Raw genomic sequence first — 15,792 nt, 5'->3', positions numbered from 1 at the left:
ATATATTATATAAATATATACCTCGCTTAAGTTCATCCTGCAATCGTGAATAGAGGGGAGAGGGAAGATAATGAGCTTGACGATCGGAAGTAAGTGGATAAAGACACAAGTACTCCTGAGCAATGCCTCTGTTGCTAATCATATCCCAGAAACCTGCTTGTTTACCAAGCAGCATCTGAAAAATATGTTACAAAAATACGGAATGGTCTTTGTTAAGCCCGTCCATGGAGGCGGAGGAGCTGGTGTGATCCGTGTCAAACGCGAGGAAGCAGGTTATTCGTTCACTAAATTGTCGCGAAGACTAACGTTTTCCGATTTTGATCATATGTACGCCTCACTCCTCAGAGCAAAGAAGAAGAGAAGCTACCTTATCCAGCGTGGAATTGTGCTGGCTCAGATCGGAGGCAGACCGATCGATTATCGGGTCAAATTTGTCAAAGAAGAGACAGGATGGAAGGTCACAGCAATGCTCGGAAGGCTGGCACGACCCGGTCTCCTCATAACGAATGTGTGCAAGGGCGGAACCCTAATTAAGGGGCGGCTGGCATTACAACAGTCACTTCCTCACATCAGCGCTCGGTCTAAACAGCAGGAGATGCGAAATTTAACACGTGTCTGTACGACCATTTTAGAAGAAAGGTTCCCGGGAATTGGACAATTGGGCTTTGATTATGGACTTGACCAATCAGGAAAAATCTGGATTCTGGAAGTAAACACAAGACCCCAGTAAATCTATCAAATCTATCTAGATAAAAAAATTTTTTTTGAGAAAGTTTTCAGATTAAATGACCTGTGTATAAATATTATCCACATAATCCACTTGCCAAAAATATAGATTTATCATAATTATTAACAATTTATACACAGGATTTCCACAAGTGGGTGTGGATATCAGGAACGCTTGTTCTACTTTTTATTCTCTGATATGATAGTTTTGAGGAATAAATAGGAAAGGTTGTGCCAACACATGGCTATGCTCTCAGATGAGACGCTGCTCGATTCTTACCATATGGCAATCGAGCTTCAGCTTGATGTCGATTTCATAGCATTATTGTTAGAAGAAATCCACAAGCGTAGTTTGCATACCGACGTATCTTCCGTTCTGCATTAGAATCCTCTCAGTTGTGGACGGTCAGATCCTGTCAGGCACATACCAGGTATCAACTGCATAAGAGAATTCCGTCAGACAATGGGGACAATGCATCAAGTGTAAACAATGATTGGCGGCGGCTGGTATCGTTTGATCGTGGGAAGATGCGACATAGGGACTGTAAGGTCCGGCATAATCTTCCTGCAGTCCGCAATCTACGGTTTCTTGATGGCAGTTAGGACAAAGTAACAATGGTGCGGAATCTAGACCGTTACATATTGGGCACACATATGACAAAGGGTATCCACTCCTGAGATTAGTTTCAGGAGTAAGATACCCTTTTTTGTTGCAAAATTATGCATTTATAGTTTACAGCTTCATGTTGCTGCTGTGGCCAGGAGACAGCTTCGCATTTGGGTCCACATAGACTTTGGCGTTATTAACTGCGGTTGGCGCTTCACCGAATCCGACAGCAATCAGCTTCAGTTTACCTTCATAGGTTGTAATATCACCGGCAGCAAAGATCCCCGGAATACTTGTCTCCATACGTGTATCAACCACGATGGAATTGCTGTTAATTTCAATTCCCCACTCCGCAATCGGACCTAAAGAAGAGATGAATCCAAAGTTTACAATCACATCGTCAACTTCAATCTCTTGTGTTTCTTTTGTCTTGACATGAGAGAGCGTTACCTTCGTAATGCGGTCTTCACCATGAAGCTCTGTAATCTCTACTGGAGTCACTACATTGACTTTGGATGCCACTAGATTCTCTACACTGTGTTCATGCGCACGGAATTTATCGCGGCGGTGAATCAGCGTGACTTGCTCCGCGATCGGCTCAAGCATAAGCGCCCAGTCGACTGCAGAATCTCCTCCTCCGCTGATGAGCACCTTCTTGCCGGCAAAACGCTGCAGGTCACTTACAAAATAGTGAAGGTTCGTTTGTTCGAACTTGCTTGCACCTTCAAGATCCAGTCTACGAGGTTCGAATGCGCCTACACCTGCGGTAATAATAACCGCTCTGGCATGATGAACGTCTTTATCTGTCGTTACGACAAAATGCCGCTCTTCTTTTTTCTCAACAGAAAGTACCTTCTCCTCAAGACGGATATCGGTATCGAACCGTTTCATTTGTTCCAGAAGATTGCTGACTAAATCGCCAGCTGTTATCTTTGGAAATCCGGCAACATCATAGATGTATTTCTCCGGATATAAGGCGGCAAGCTGTCCGCCCAGCTGGGGCATGCTCTCTACGATTTTTACCGAAGCCTGGCGCATACCTCCGTAAAATGCAGCAAACATCCCTGTGGGACCGCCGCCGATGATGAGCAAATCAGTTATATCTTGTGTGGATTCTAGGGTCGTCACCTGTAAAACACACCTTTCATATTATATTCACGAATTAATATCGTCTATTTGATAGTCATTATCAATTATAAACACTACTCTTGTTCGTTGCAAAGAACAATATACAACTTTCCCTATAATTTTCACCCAGAAAACGATTATATTTTCACTTGCTATTTTCGATTCGTATCGCTATCATTTTTGTTGCATGAAAAAATAACTTGATTTTTAAAGGGTTTAGGCTTATTTTAATAGTTTTGCAATCGCATCAATTGGATTCACTCTTTCGTTATATTATGAAATTGATGCAACCACATGACATAAGTTGTCGTTTTAATGAATAGGAATTGAATTACACCCTCTTTTAGAATGGTATTTGAAGGTGGATGTGTACAGCTGGATTGATAAGGAGCCGAGCCCATAGTGAACTTGTACTTCAGGGAAAGGATGGGCCATAGATATAGAGCGGACTAAAGGAGAATTTTGAAGGTAGATAGACTGAACTAAAGAAACGAACAATAATGCTCGAAAGGCGTCGTTCTTAGGCATGGCCAATGAGCTCTATTGTTCATTCTATCTGGTTGAATCCATTTCTTGTCTCAATCAAGCTGAGGATGAAATCGATTCAGTTGTTATGAAGATTTACATAATTATAACCTGATAATACTGACTTTGGTTCCTTCTATAGAAGTTGAAACAATATCGGAGGGGTAAGCGCATGAGCAGCATTCCTAAGATTGTCATCCTTGGCGCAGGCTACGGGGGTCTATTAACCGCGCAGCGACTTCAAAAGGAACTGAATTATAACGAAGCAGATGTTACTCTCGTAAATCGGCATGACTACCATTATATAACCACGCATCTTCATATGCCGGCCGCTGGGACCGACTCGATTGAGCGCGCAAGAGTACCCATATCCAAATTGATTGATGAATTCAAGATTGATCTTGTGAAGTCCGCTGTTAAGGATATTAGGCCGCATGAGAAGAAAGTGATATTGGAAGATGGTACCTTGTCTTACGATGTCCTCGTTGTTGGTCTCGGAGGTGAACCGGAAACATTCGGAATCCCCGGGATGAGAGAACATGCTTTGACGATTCGCAGCATTAATTCAGTAAGGCTAATACGGGAACATATCGAATATCAATTTGCATGCTACAAAAATGACAGCAAGTCCAGCAGAATGAATTTTGTTGTTGGCGGTGCGGGCTTCAGCGGCGTAGAGTTCGTATCTGAGCTGGCTGACCGTCTTCCACGCCTATGCAAGGAGTTTGACGTCGATCCAGGGGTTGTACACCTTTACAATATTGAGGCAGCTCCGACGGCGCTTCCAGGCTTTGATAAGGAATTGGTCGATTATGCGATGAAGGTTCTGAAGAACAAGGGTGTATCACTGCGTATAGGTGTTCCTATTAAAGAATGCCTGCCCGAGGGAGTTATTATCGGGGATGGAGAGTACATTGAAGCTTCGACTGTCGTATGGACCGGAGGAATCAGAGGCAACAGGCTGGTGGAACAGGCAGGCTTTGAAGTGACACGTGGGCGCGTAGCCGTTGATGAATACCTGCGAGCGCCTGGCTTCGATAACATTTTCATTATTGGAGACAGCTCTCTCATTATGAGTGCAGAGGGACGGCCCTACCCGCCTACGGCGCAGATGGCGATACAGCAAGGGGTCAATTGCGCGAAAAATATTTCTCTGCTGATCCGGGGCAAATCGCTAGAGAAATTCAGATTTAATCATAAGGGGACAGTAGCTTCACTTGGCAAGGGAGAAGCAATCGCTGTAGTGAACGGGAAGAAGTGGAAGGGCTGGAAGGCTGCCCAGCTCAAAAAAGCAGTAGATATCAGGTATTTATATAAAATCGGCGGAATCCCGCTCGTCATTCAAAAAGGAAGGTTCTTTTAAAATTATGAGACATTGCAGTGTTCAAGTACGCGGGCTGCTCACAAGAGAGGAACTCAATCGGTATAATGCACTAATGGAAGTAGGCAGCTATTTGGAAGAACAAGACCGTTATGATCTATCTTATATTGTTCAGAAGGAAGTTGACATTCTTATTCTGCCGGCCATCGAGCGATTAAAGGAGAAGAGCAGGGATCGGGACCGTGCAACGGCGGAGTTCCTGGAATCACTGAAGAAGCTCGAAGAGGAAGATGAGGATTAAAGGGCGATGCTATCCAAAAAAGAGGATGTACTGCAGGTTAGTATGCAGTGCATCCTCTTTCTGTAAGCTTACAGCTTAAGCATGGCTTCAAATGACTCCGGTGTCAGCAGGCTTCCTACATAGAAGGAACCAAATTCACCATAACGTGCGCTGACTTCATCAAAACGCATTTCATAGATCAGCTTCTTGAATTGAAGAGCATCGTCTGAGAACAGCGTTACTCCCCACTCCCAGTCATCGAAGCCGACAGACCCAGTAATGATTTGCTTCACTTTGCCCGCATAGCTGCGGCCGATCATACCGTGACTTCTCATCATTGTCTTGCGCTCGTCCATGGACAGCATGTACCAGTTGTCACCGAGATCCCGCTTTTTGTTCATAGGATAGAAGCAAATGTATTGATTCTTCGGAAGAACAGGCTTCAGACGGGCAACAATCTGTGGATTCTGCATTGGATCTTCATCTTTGCCTAGATAGTTGCTAAGCTCAACTACGCTGACATAAGAATAGGATTTCGTCGTAAATTGGGCAAATGTTGTTTTGTTAAAGGCATTCTCGATGGCATTAAGATCTTCTAGCGTTTCACGCAGATGCATCATGACGAAATCGGCTTTTTGGCCTACTACTGTATATACGGTAGAGCTTCCCTTGCCGGATTCCTCATCCGCTGCCCAGGCGCTTAGAAATTCCTGTAATTCATCGGTGGCAACCGCGCGGGTCTCATCGTCAGCCGCACGCCATGCCGCCCAGTTGATCGATCTGAAATCATGAAGGGCATACCAGCCCTCGAGAGTTAAAGCTGCTTCGCTCATCTGTTCATCACTCCTGATTGGAATATTTATTGTAAAAGAGTTTTCGTTTAGTGGTGCATGCAGCTATATTGTATCAAAGCGTAAAGCGGCTGGGCAAATGAAGATCTCATTAAGTGCGCTTTTTTTGAGGTTGAGCGCATTGCCTGTACCTCGCATTTGAGTTAAACTAATTATTATCTATTATGGGCTTGCATACATGAATTGGCAGAAAGAGGGGGAAGGTGAACGGATGCAGATTTTACCTGTACTTGTTCTCATGGTTTTATTTTTTGTCATGATGTTTGGGATTGGTTTCATTTTGAATATGCTGATGAAGACAACGTGGTTTCCTTCCTATTTGTTTGTCATTGTGCTGATTCCTGTCGTTATTTTTACCATGTGGGATCAGGAGAGTATGAGCCTTGGTGCACATCTCGGTACATATCGGCTTGTTGATTATTTAACAGGTATTGCTGGGCTTGTTGGAGCAATTATGAGCGGGTGGACAATTAAGAAGCTAAGGCTTGGTGGATATCGAATGTTTTAATCAATAATTATCGCAGGACGCCTCTTTCTGGATGAAGAAAGAGGCTCTTTTGTCATATAGGGGTTCACTTTTCATAGAATGATAGAGTACAATAGTAAACCGTAGCTTTCAAAATAGAAGAATGGTCGATTAATGTCGTATAAGATGAAATAGCGGAAAGATTAAGCGGGGAAATTGGCTATTTTTGAAGATTTAAGCTGCCGTCTTTTATGATAGAATAGAGAAACATTATTATTCGGAAGAAGGAGAAATGAGCGATGCGCATGAAGAACATGCTGCACTTTACCGAGAATCATCGATACTGCGTTTTCCGCGAGTTTGGACTTAGCAGCCTGGACGAACGGATGCTCAGCTCCGCATATCAGCCCATGGCGGGGGCCTTTGCTATTAGCTTGTACAGGCTGTTATTTCAGCATGTCAGAGCAGATCAAATCGGCTTCTCCACGATGGAGCAGCAGCGCAAGCTGTTCCTGGCACTGGGACTCGAGCCCAGTGATAAAGGACGCAAGTATTTGATGGAGCAAACCTCCAAGCTTGAAGCCGTAGGGCTGCTTCAGACTTCCCGAGTTTATATACCTGAGACAGATGAATATACCTATGAGTATGAGCTGTTTCCTCCCTTGTCTCCCGGTGAATTTTTTCGGACACAGCATCTGACGCTGCTGCTGAGAGATAAGATTGGCAAGTTTGCAGTCCTTGCACTGAGATCGCAGATTTGGACTGAAGATGCCGAGGAAGCAGGAACACCATCAGCGAACAAGGAGAATATCTCTGTCCCGTTTTACGATATATTTGAGCTGAATACCCATGTCATTGATTATGAGCTTGAGCAGGCATTATCCGAGATGTCGAGTGCTAGATCTGAGGCAAGTACGCCGGCTGTGCCTGAGAATGACCAGCTGAACTATGCGGATATTATTTTGCGCTTTCCACGAGAAGCTGCCAATCGGCGTTATGTTGAGCAGCTTAGATTCGAGCCGGATCAGCTTGGACTCGTGAATTATGTTGTACACAAATATGACCTTGGTATTCAGGATGTATGCAGATTACTTGATGAGGACGAAGTATTTAACACCCGTGGGGAGATTATACTGGATCGTCTGCAGGAGCTGGCTAGCAGCATGTTCAGGCAAGGGAAGAAGCGGAAGGAAGAGCGGTCCATCCACGCAGCCAAAGTGGTCAGCATGCGGCAGGCGCTCGACAGCAAGCAGGCAGACGAGCCTCCAGTCGAGCATGTGGTAGAGATGGAATATTATTTGGAAGTGCCGCCTCAATTCTCTTCTAAATGTGATATTCACCAGTACAACATGATGCTGCGTAATGAACCTTATTTGCGTTTGCTGCAAACCTTTTTCCCAGGTTCGGTACCCGACAATCTCATTGACATATTCGAAAAAGTAGACCTTAGCTACAAGCTTCCGGGCGAAGTCATTAATGTATTGATCCATTATCTGATGACCTTGCTGGTATCTGGAAGTGAACAGCGTATCAATCGTAATTTTGTGGAAGCCATTGCTTCCAATATGCTGCTCAAGCAGGTCAATACTTATGAAAAAGCGGTACAGTATATTCGTGACCAGTCGAAGTTCAAAGGCAGCAAGGATAAACCGAATGAGAAGGCTCAAAGACCGGGACGTGCGCGAGGCTATGCTTCTCAGCAGGCAAGGTCTAAGCCGGACATTCCTATTGTTCAAGATACGGGAGACGGTGCTTCGGTTACCGAAGAAGAACTCGAAGAGATGATTCGCTATGCAGAGGAAATGCAGGCGAAGAAGTCAACCCGCTAAAGAAGAATGAATTCTAGCAATATATATTTCAAGACAAGAAGGGAGGGCACAAACTAAGGATGGGACCGCTAGGACAAATATTACAGCAGATGAATCCGTCGTTTCGTCAACAGTCTCATGCCATTGCGGACAAGCTGAAGGCCGATCCTTCCGTTCGCCGGTTCTTGGAAGAGAACCCTGAGGTTGATGACACCCGGTTTATGCTCTCATTATCCAAGTTTTTTCAGTATGCCAAAGACAGCAGTAATTGTGCGAATTGTCCAGGTCTTGCGAATTGCCCGAATGATTTCGAAGGACATTATTCGAAATTGTCAGTTGAGCATTTTAATGGTGAGCCTGAAATTATAGATAAAAAAACACCCTGTAACCTGCAGCTCGCAGCAATGCACAAGAAAAAGGTTAAGGAGCGCATTCAGAGCTTCTATGTGGATGAACGCGCTTTGAGTGAAGGGTATAACGTTGCCGAAATTTTGAGGAAAGATCTGCAGCGGGCGCCTGCCGTAAATCAAGTATTCCGCTACGTCAATGAAGCGAAGCAGAACGGGTTGTCGCCGCATGGACTGTATCTGGAAGGCTCTTTTGGCACAGGCAAGACATTCCTTATGGGATATTTGCTGCATGAGCTGGCACTTGAAGGGTTCACTGGCGTGATTGTTTATATGCCTGACTTTGTAGAGGATCTGAAATCCATGTTCCAAGATGGACAGAAGCTGAAGGAAACGACAGAAATGCTAAAGAATTGCGATCTGCTCATATTTGATGACATCGGAGCAGAGAACCTAAGCCCTTGGGTACGGGATCATGTACTGGGCTCGATTCTGAACTATCGTATGAACCGCAAGCCGACGTTCTATACTTCGAACTATAATATGGAGAGCCTGGAGCAGCATCTGAGCTTTACGAGCAAAGACGGGGAAGAACGGCATAAGGGACAACGATTAATGGACCGGATTCGTCCTTTTGTCGATGTGGTTCCTGTACGTGGGGATAATCAGCGTGGTAAACATCGGTAGCTGAAGGCAGCTAATGAAATTAGAATTTGCGGGCACAATAAACAAAGTCTGATCATCCCGTAATAGCGGACGAATCAGACTTTGGCTTGGGTCATGCAGCTTTCTATAGAAAGCCTAAGTCATCAGGAACTTAATGATAACCATACCGAAAAAGATAACGGTCATCAGCACGAACATGCCGACGAATCCGCCAATGAGATCGAAGAGATCGTTACGAGGTTCTTCGTTCACATGGGACCTTGGATCGTACGGTCTGACAATGTTTGGTTCCATGATGCTGCCCTCCTCCATTTACGTACTAAAACAATATAAGTATAACCACAACAGGAAACACTTGTAAAGATTTCGTGAAACCGGAAACATTTGTAAACAATTCGCAAAATATATGCATATGCATGTATTTCCTTACGGAAGTCGTTGTGCTATAATGAACTCATCGTTTACCAGAACGATATGAAGTTCAAAGATAATTACGCAGTATATATAAGGAGGACACAATTCATGGCTATTGTTAATGTATCCGATCAATCCTTTAACACTGAGGTTGAAGGCACAGGTACGGTTCTTGTAGATTTCTGGGCGCCTTGGTGCGGTCCTTGTAAAATGCTTGCTCCTATTCTGGAAGAGCTTGCTGGTGAAGTAGGCGATGATGTCAAGATCGCAAAAGTGAATGTAGATGAGAACCCTGAATCGGCTTCCCGTTTCGGTGTAATGAGCATTCCAACGCTGATCCTGTTCAAAGACGGTCAACCAGTTGACAAAGTGGTTGGTCTGAACTCTAAGGAAAACCTGAAAAATCTGATTTCCAAGCACTAATTAGCTTAAGGAATTTAGATGGTAACGCCTCCGGCATGATAGCCTGGGGCGTTTTTTCATGGAACTTGCAGTTTGAGATGAAGACTACTGGATAGTACTTGATCGTACGAGGAAAGAGGTTATACTATAACATAGGGAACATGCATTCGTTATTTGGTCCCTTTTGCAGATGCACTTAAATATTCCAATTTAACGTTTATTATATAGATTTTATTGTACAGTTTTACAGGGAGGGGGAGCTGAGTAAGATGGAATCACATCTGAGCCATATCCAAGACCAGGAGAAGGCGTTAGAGCAGATTAGGCACAAGCTGGCGCTGCTGCCCGATCTGCCTGGCTGTTATCTGATGAAGAATGACCAGGGAACGATCATCTACGTCGGGAAAGCCAAGGTGCTGAAGAATCGGGTGCGCTCTTATTTTACAGGAAGCCATAACGGGAAGACGCAGCGGCTTGTTGCGGATATTCGGGATTTTGAATACATCGTAACAAGCAGTAACAAAGAGGCGCTTCTGCTGGAGCTGAATCTAATCAAGAAGCATCAGCCTCGTTACAATGTGCTGCTTAAGGATGACAAGACATTTCCATATTTGAAAATAACGAATGAGCGGCATCCAAAGCTGGAAGTCACACGCCGGGTGCTGAAGGACAAGGCAAAATATTTCGGTCCATATCCGAACTCCTACGCAGCACATCAGACGAAGAAGCTGCTTGACCGGATGTATCCGCTGCGTAAATGCGGAGTCATGCCGAAGGAAGTGTGCTTGTACTACCATATGGGACAATGCCTTGCGCCTTGTGTCAAAGAGATTGATAAAGAAACCTACGAAGGTATTAACACAGAGATCGCTTCCTTCCTAAGCGGGGGTCACGAGGAGATCAAGAAGGATCTCCAGAAGAAAATGGAGGAAGCGGCAGAGGATCTATACTTCGAACGGGCAAAGGAACTGCGCGATCAGATTATCGCGATTGATGCCCTGATGGAGAAGCAGAAGATCACTACGGCCGATACCAAGGACAGGGATGTGTTCGGTTTTGCGGTAGACAAAGGCTGGATGAGTGTACAGATTCTTTATATACGCCAGGGCAAAATGATCGAGCGCCATTCCACCTCTTTTCCTTTTTACGGAGATGCGTATGCGGACTTCATTTCTTTTGTGACCCAGTATTACAGCGACAATCCGGCATTGCCGAAGGAAATACTCCTTCCCTTGCTGCCTGAGGAGGAACAGGAGGAAGCCGTTGTAATTGCTGACGAGGCTGCCTTAGGAAATCAAGAGACGAGCGGAATCGACGATCCCGTCAGTGCGGCCGGACTACTTCAAGAATGGCTGGATATCAAGGTGCTCATCCCGAAGCGGGGATTGAAGCATCGAATGGTCTCGATGGCCACCGAGAATGCGAAGGTATCTCTCGATGAGAAATTCCGTTTGATCGAGCGGACAGAGGAGCGCACTTCAAAAGCCGCCCAGCGCTTGGGAGATGCGCTTGGATTACCTACTCTCAGCCGTATTGAAGCGTTTGATAACTCCAATATTCAAGGAGCAAATCCGGTATCTGCAATGGTCGTCTTTATTGACGGCAAGGCAGAGAAAAAAGAATATCGCAAATACAAGATTCGATCCGTTAAAGGACCGGATGATTATGAAACGATGCGTGAAGTTATCCGTCGCAGGTATGAGCGTGTACTCAAGGAGAATTTGACCCAGCCTGATCTGATCATTGTCGATGGCGGTCGTGGTCAGATATCCTCAGCGCTGGATGTCCTTCACAATGAACTGGGGTTATATATTCCAGTATGTGGGCTCGTCAAGGATGCGAAGCATAAAACATCGCAGCTTATGATCGGAGATACGTTCGAAGTCATTCAACTGCCGCGGGACAGTCAGGAGTTCTACCTGCTTCAGCGCATTCAGGAGGAGGTTCACCGCTTCGCCATCACATTCCACCGTGAGCAGCGCGGCAAATCGATGGTTGTTTCCCGTCTGGATGCCATACCGGGTATTGGCGAGAAACGACGCAAGATGCTGCTTAAGCATTTTGGATCTCTGCGCAAAATTAAAGAGGCCAGCATTGAAGACTTCCGGCCTCTATCTATTGGCGATAAGCTCGCCCAAACTATTATTGACTCTCTTCAGGATGAGGAGCCGTAAATATCGGCTTCTCTTTTTTGGTTCCCGAATGATAACGGTAAATGACATAACCCACGATGGCAGGAAGTATCATCCAGAATACTCCAGCAGCTATATTCACTGCATCCTGCATGGCGAGCAAGCTGATGCCCATCAAAATGCTGTTAAAGATGACATGGCTGAATACAGCAGTGATGAAGCCATATTTGATCATAATGAAGCTGAATACAAGGCCGATAATCGTGAGTTCGATCGGTCTTGTGATGACAGGGTAGATCGGATACAGCGTATGACCGAACGCCCAGATGAGAGACGTAATCATCGCGGCCAGCACGGTGCTTCGTACCATCTTCTTGAAGATTCGGATACCGAATAAACGGTAAACGGCTTCTTCCCCAATTCCGGCCATCCAGGCAAGAATAGGCATAAGCCACGGATAGACCATGTTATAAGGGGATTGGCTGGCATCTGTGGTAGACCATACGCCGAGCCCCTTTTCAAGCACGAAGAAGATGACGGACTGCAATCCAAGCAGTATAAATGCCCATAAGTAACCCGAATACATGCTGTGAAGCACATAATGGCCATATCCAGGCTCCCTGGCCCTTCCCCATAGATTGTAGCCGTCTTTTCGCCAGAGCCCGTTTCCTGCAACCAGAGAGAAGTATACAAGAGCGGTCATAGCTAGCGTAAACAAGGTTTGGATTCCAAACAAGATGACAAGCATAAGGGTAGAATAACCTTCCGCTTGGAATGTTGGAAGCAAGTTAATTGTACCGATCATGGAGAACAGGAAATACAGAATGGATAACCAGATTCCTCTTTTGAAGGAGGTATAGGCTCTCGTCAGTACACTGTACACGATGGCGAGCACACCGAGCAGCAAGGTGAATAAACCATAGCCTGCAAGCGTCATCAGGTTGGCTCTAGCCGTTTCCTTAGCCACATACGCTGTGTGATCGGCAGGTACAGAGAACTCGGGTTCAAATGAACGAATATCGCCATTCTCGTAAGTGAAATGAAGCTTCAGTGTGCTTTCTCCCAGCTCCTTGCTGTGATCTGCGTAGACGAGACCCGGATCGGCTTCTGTCGTTTCAAGCTCTAGTGCATTTACGTTATAGCCCAGTTCAGATAGAACGGGGACCGCGAGACTCACCTTATCTTCCAGTGAAATTCCGCCTTCGGATAACCGAAGCAGTGAGGCTCTTCCTTCTGATTCAGGAACTAGTTCGTTCGTCTGGTAGTCGGAATCAGGTGATTCCCGGATATAGGATACAGGCTTCGCGGTATTCATGTGAACATCTACGTTTAGGTATCCCCCTGAGTCTTGATCGGGGAGTCTTACCCGATATACATCATACGGATATTGTTCCTCAAACTCTTTGTCATACTGCTCAAGCAGCTTCTGATTAACCAGATAGCCGTATAATTCGGAACGTGACTGGTATGTAACTAATACATCCTCAAACAAAATCTTATCGTTTAGTCCGAGTTCACTCTCGGCATATTGAAAGGCGGATTGGTATGCTTCTTTTTTGCTGATTACCTTCGCTGTCTGTTGTTCAGTTGACTGCATAGACGTTCCCGGCAATATCTGAAATATGAAAAACAAGATCAGGCCGATGGCCGCGAGCACCCCGAGCAAGCTATAGTTCGGTTTGAGCACTAAAGGCTGCCCTGGTCGATTCAATGTCATTCCTCCATTCTTACTTGAGATAGTTCAGCTTACATACAGTAAAGATAGCATATGCCGCTGTCTCAAAGCCAATGAATAGAGCAAATCCTTGAGAAAGCGGTTTACTGGCTTGAAAATGTCCAATAATGTTTCATAATATGTTGACTTTAAAGAAGTATATTCATTTTTGCACTTTTTTAGTGAAATTAAGGTGTTTTTTATTTTGTCTCACTTTCTTGAAAGTCTTATAATCGTGGTTGAACTTCATACGAGAAGCAATAAGCTGAATCCTAAAGTGAAAACAGGGGAACCAATACAATAGACCTCGACTTTAAGTGCTTGTTGGTTCTTTTTTATTGAAAGGAACATAGAACGAGGTGAATCTGTGCTTAACGAGCAGCACCGTATTTTCAAATTGAATCCACCGCAGATTTTGGTGCTTGGCTTTGCCGGCATTATCCTGATTGGCACCATTCTATTGATGCTGCCCGTCTCGAGCGCGAACGGAGAAAGCGTAGGATTCGTTGATGCGCTGTTCACAGCGACATCTGCTACATGTGTAACCGGACTCGTCATACTGGACACCGGATATGATTATTCAATATTTGGTCAGGTCGTCATCATGTTTCTGATCCAAATCGGCGGTCTGGGATTCATGACAATGACCACTTTGATTGCCATCGTATTCAGGCGGAGGATTTCATTGAGGGAAAGGCTGATACTGCAGGAAGCGTTCAACCAGAATTCTATTGAAGGCATTGTTAAGCTGGTTCGTAAAGTATTGCTCTATTCCCTGACGATTGAAGCAGCAGGCGCTGTTGTGTTTGCACTCAGATGGTCTTTCGATATGAGCATATGCAAGGCAGTATATTTTGGCATATTCCACTCGATATCATTGTTTAATAATGCGGGCTTTGATATCTTTGGCGACTATCGTAGTCTGACGATGTATGTAGATGACCCGTTTATCAACTTAACTGCGATGGCGCTGATCATTATGGGTGGACTTGGATTCGTCGTTCTCTCAGATGTGCTTGAGCTGCGAAAAAGAAAGAAGCGAACCCTGTCACTGCATTCAAAAGTAGTGCTGTCGATAACAGGCTTCCTGGTCGTCTTCGGTGCAATAGTTGTATTTATCTTGGAATTTAGCAACACGAAGACCTTGGGCGGACTGGATGCAGGCGGGAAGATTCTCGCTTCCTTCTTCCAATCGGTTACGGCGAGGACAGCCGGAGCAAATGCGCTTGATATCGCGGGCCTGCGTCAGGCAACCCAGTTTTTCATCATCGTGCTGATGTTTATCGGGGCTTCTCCGGGATCCACTGGAGGCGGGATCAAGACAACGACATTTGCCATCCTCGTCGGTGCAGTGTTATCCATGGTACGAGGCCAAGACGATGTGGTGATGTTCCGCTACCGTTTGGCTCAGGAGCGAATTACAAAGGCGCTGACAATCACGATGATATCGCTGCTTACGGTAGTGGGGGTAACGATGATTCTATCCACTACGGAAGATGCAAGGTTCCTTATGATCTTATTTGAGACGACATCGGCATTTGCTACGGTAGGGCTGTCTATGGGGCTTACACCCGAGCTGACAACCATTGGGAAGCTGCTGATCTGCCTGACGATGTTTGCGGGCCGTCTGGGTCCGGTGACGCTCGCTTATGCGCTCAATAGAAAGAGCAAGGAATTGTATAGACACCCAGAAGGCAAGATTATTATTGGCTAAAGAGGAGATTTGAGACTAACGTTATGAAAAATCAGCAATTTGTTGTTGTTGGACTCGGCCGCTTCGGTTCCAGTCTGGCAATGGAACTCGTAGAGAATGGTTATGAAGTCCTGGGTATTGACCGCAATGAGGAGATCGTCAATGACATGAGCGAGTTTCTGACACATGCGGTCGTCGCGGATGCTTCGGATGAGGATACGCTCCGTTCACTGGGAATCCGCAATTTTGACTGCGGTATCGTGGCAATTGGAGATGATATTCAGATGAGTATTCTTTCCGCCATCCTGCTGAAGGAGCTTGGTGTGAAAAAGGTCATTGCCAAAGCGATCTCGCTGCTGCATGGCAGGGCGCTGGAGAAGCTGGGTGTGGACCGGATTATTTATCCGGAGAGAGACATGGGCAAACGGGTTGCTCATCAGCTTGTCACACCGAATCTGCTCGATTACATTGACCTGTCCGACAATTACAGCATTGTAGAAATGACGGTTCCGAAATGCCTGGATGGCAAAACACTCTCCGAGCTGAATTCAAGAGCCAGATACAACTGCAGCATCGTCGCACTTCAGAAGAATGAAGGTGTAATTATTGCACCGACTGCACTCGATCATGTGCACACGGGAGATATCATGATTATTATAGGGACCAATGACAACATTGATCGTTTTGACGAGGAAGTCATCAGCCAGTAAGA

At 45.4% G+C, this 15,792-nt stretch carries 15 protein-coding genes; 11 read left to right on the top strand and 4 right to left on the bottom strand.

Annotated features, from left to right (window positions below):
• Window positions 1-70: 70 nt before the first annotated feature.
• Together BM415_RS21240 and BM415_RS21235 are read left to right on the top strand one after the other, a co-directional pair.
• A complete protein-coding gene (locus BM415_RS21240; RefSeq protein ID WP_091161148.1) occupies window positions 71-730 on the top strand; it encodes a YheC/YheD family protein in 660 nt (219 codons plus the stop codon).
• 237 nt (window positions 731-967) lie between these two features.
• Window positions 968-1,111, top strand: a complete 144-nt coding sequence (locus BM415_RS21235) for a sporulation histidine kinase inhibitor Sda (RefSeq protein WP_091161146.1) — start codon at window positions 968-970, stop codon at window positions 1,109-1,111.
• 348 nt (window positions 1,112-1,459) lie between these two features.
• On the opposite strand, the gene BM415_RS21230 is transcribed toward BM415_RS21235, so the two are convergent.
• Window positions 1,460-2,461 carry an NAD(P)/FAD-dependent oxidoreductase gene (locus BM415_RS21230; protein WP_091161145.1) on the bottom strand — a complete coding sequence of 334 codons (1,002 nt, stop codon included), beginning with the start codon at window positions 2,459-2,461 and terminating at the stop codon, window positions 1,460-1,462.
• Between the two features lie 697 nt (window positions 2,462-3,158).
• Here BM415_RS21230 and BM415_RS21225 point away from each other — a divergent pair.
• Window positions 3,159-4,349, top strand: coding sequence for an NAD(P)/FAD-dependent oxidoreductase (locus BM415_RS21225; protein WP_091161142.1), 1,191 nt, complete (start codon window positions 3,159-3,161; stop codon window positions 4,347-4,349).
• Window positions 4,350-4,353: 4 nt separating this feature from the next.
• Window positions 4,354-4,608, top strand: a complete 255-nt coding sequence (locus BM415_RS21220; RefSeq protein ID WP_091161141.1) for a hypothetical protein — start codon at window positions 4,354-4,356, stop codon at window positions 4,606-4,608.
• Window positions 4,609-4,676: 68 nt separating this feature from the next.
• On the opposite strand, the gene hemQ is transcribed toward BM415_RS21220, so the two are convergent.
• Window positions 4,677-5,420, bottom strand: coding sequence for a hydrogen peroxide-dependent heme synthase (hemQ, locus tag BM415_RS21215; RefSeq protein WP_091161139.1), 744 nt, complete (start codon window positions 5,418-5,420; stop codon window positions 4,677-4,679).
• 229 nt (window positions 5,421-5,649) lie between these two features.
• On the opposite strand from hemQ, the gene BM415_RS21210 reads away from it, so the two are divergent.
• The 3 genes from BM415_RS21210 to dnaI all read left to right on the top strand — a co-directional run bounded on the left by BM415_RS21210 (window position 5,650) and on the right by dnaI (window position 8,746).
• Window positions 5,650-5,946, top strand: coding sequence for a YuiB family protein (locus BM415_RS21210; RefSeq protein WP_091161138.1), 297 nt, complete (start codon window positions 5,650-5,652; stop codon window positions 5,944-5,946).
• Window positions 5,947-6,203: 257 nt separating this feature from the next.
• Window positions 6,204-7,733: a replication initiation and membrane attachment family protein gene (locus tag BM415_RS21205; protein WP_091161136.1), complete on the top strand. Its 1,530-nt coding sequence runs from the start codon at window positions 6,204-6,206 to the stop codon at window positions 7,731-7,733.
• Between the two features lie 59 nt (window positions 7,734-7,792).
• The gene (gene dnaI, locus BM415_RS21200) at window positions 7,793-8,746 is read left to right on the top strand and encodes a primosomal protein DnaI (protein WP_091161134.1); all 954 of its coding nucleotides are present in this window, start codon (window positions 7,793-7,795) and stop codon (window positions 8,744-8,746) included.
• A gap of 114 nt (window positions 8,747-8,860) precedes the next feature.
• Here dnaI and BM415_RS21195 read toward each other — a convergent pair whose 3' ends face one another.
• Window positions 8,861-9,019, bottom strand: a complete 159-nt coding sequence (locus tag BM415_RS21195; RefSeq protein WP_091161132.1) for a YqzM family protein — start codon at window positions 9,017-9,019, stop codon at window positions 8,861-8,863.
• A gap of 228 nt (window positions 9,020-9,247) precedes the next feature.
• On the opposite strand from BM415_RS21195, the gene trxA reads away from it, so the two are divergent.
• Window positions 9,248-9,562, top strand: coding sequence for a thioredoxin (trxA, locus tag BM415_RS21190; RefSeq protein WP_047913576.1), 315 nt, complete (start codon window positions 9,248-9,250; stop codon window positions 9,560-9,562).
• Window positions 9,563-9,810: 248 nt separating this feature from the next.
• On the top strand, window positions 9,811-11,715 hold the full coding sequence (gene uvrC / locus BM415_RS21185) for an excinuclease ABC subunit UvrC (protein WP_091161130.1): 1,905 nt from the start codon (window positions 9,811-9,813) through the stop codon (window positions 11,713-11,715).
• On the opposite strand, the gene BM415_RS21180 is transcribed toward uvrC, so the two are convergent.
• The gene (locus BM415_RS21180) at window positions 11,684-13,384 is read right to left on the bottom strand and encodes a CPBP family intramembrane glutamic endopeptidase (RefSeq protein ID WP_091161129.1); all 1,701 of its coding nucleotides are present in this window, start codon (window positions 13,382-13,384) and stop codon (window positions 11,684-11,686) included. The two genes, uvrC and BM415_RS21180, sit on opposite strands and share 32 nt — an antisense overlap.
• Before the next feature lie 370 nt (window positions 13,385-13,754).
• Here BM415_RS21180 and BM415_RS21175 point away from each other — a divergent pair, with 370 nt between their 5' ends.
• Window positions 13,755-15,101 (top strand): TrkH family potassium uptake protein, encoded by a 1,347-nt coding sequence (locus tag BM415_RS21175; protein ID WP_244533638.1) that lies wholly within the window; start codon window positions 13,755-13,757, stop codon window positions 15,099-15,101.
• 23 nt (window positions 15,102-15,124) lie between these two features.
• Window positions 15,125-15,790, top strand: a complete 666-nt coding sequence (locus BM415_RS21170) for a potassium channel family protein (protein ID WP_091161128.1) — start codon at window positions 15,125-15,127, stop codon at window positions 15,788-15,790.
• The last annotated feature ends 2 nt before the right edge of the window (window positions 15,791-15,792 follow it).

Source organism: Paenibacillus sp. 453mf, assembly GCF_900116105.1.
Taxonomy (GTDB): domain Bacteria; phylum Bacillota; class Bacilli; order Paenibacillales; family Paenibacillaceae; genus Paenibacillus; species Paenibacillus provencensis.
The sequence above is the reverse complement of the archived record's forward strand: the minus strand, read 5'-3'. Positions and strand labels throughout refer to the sequence as shown.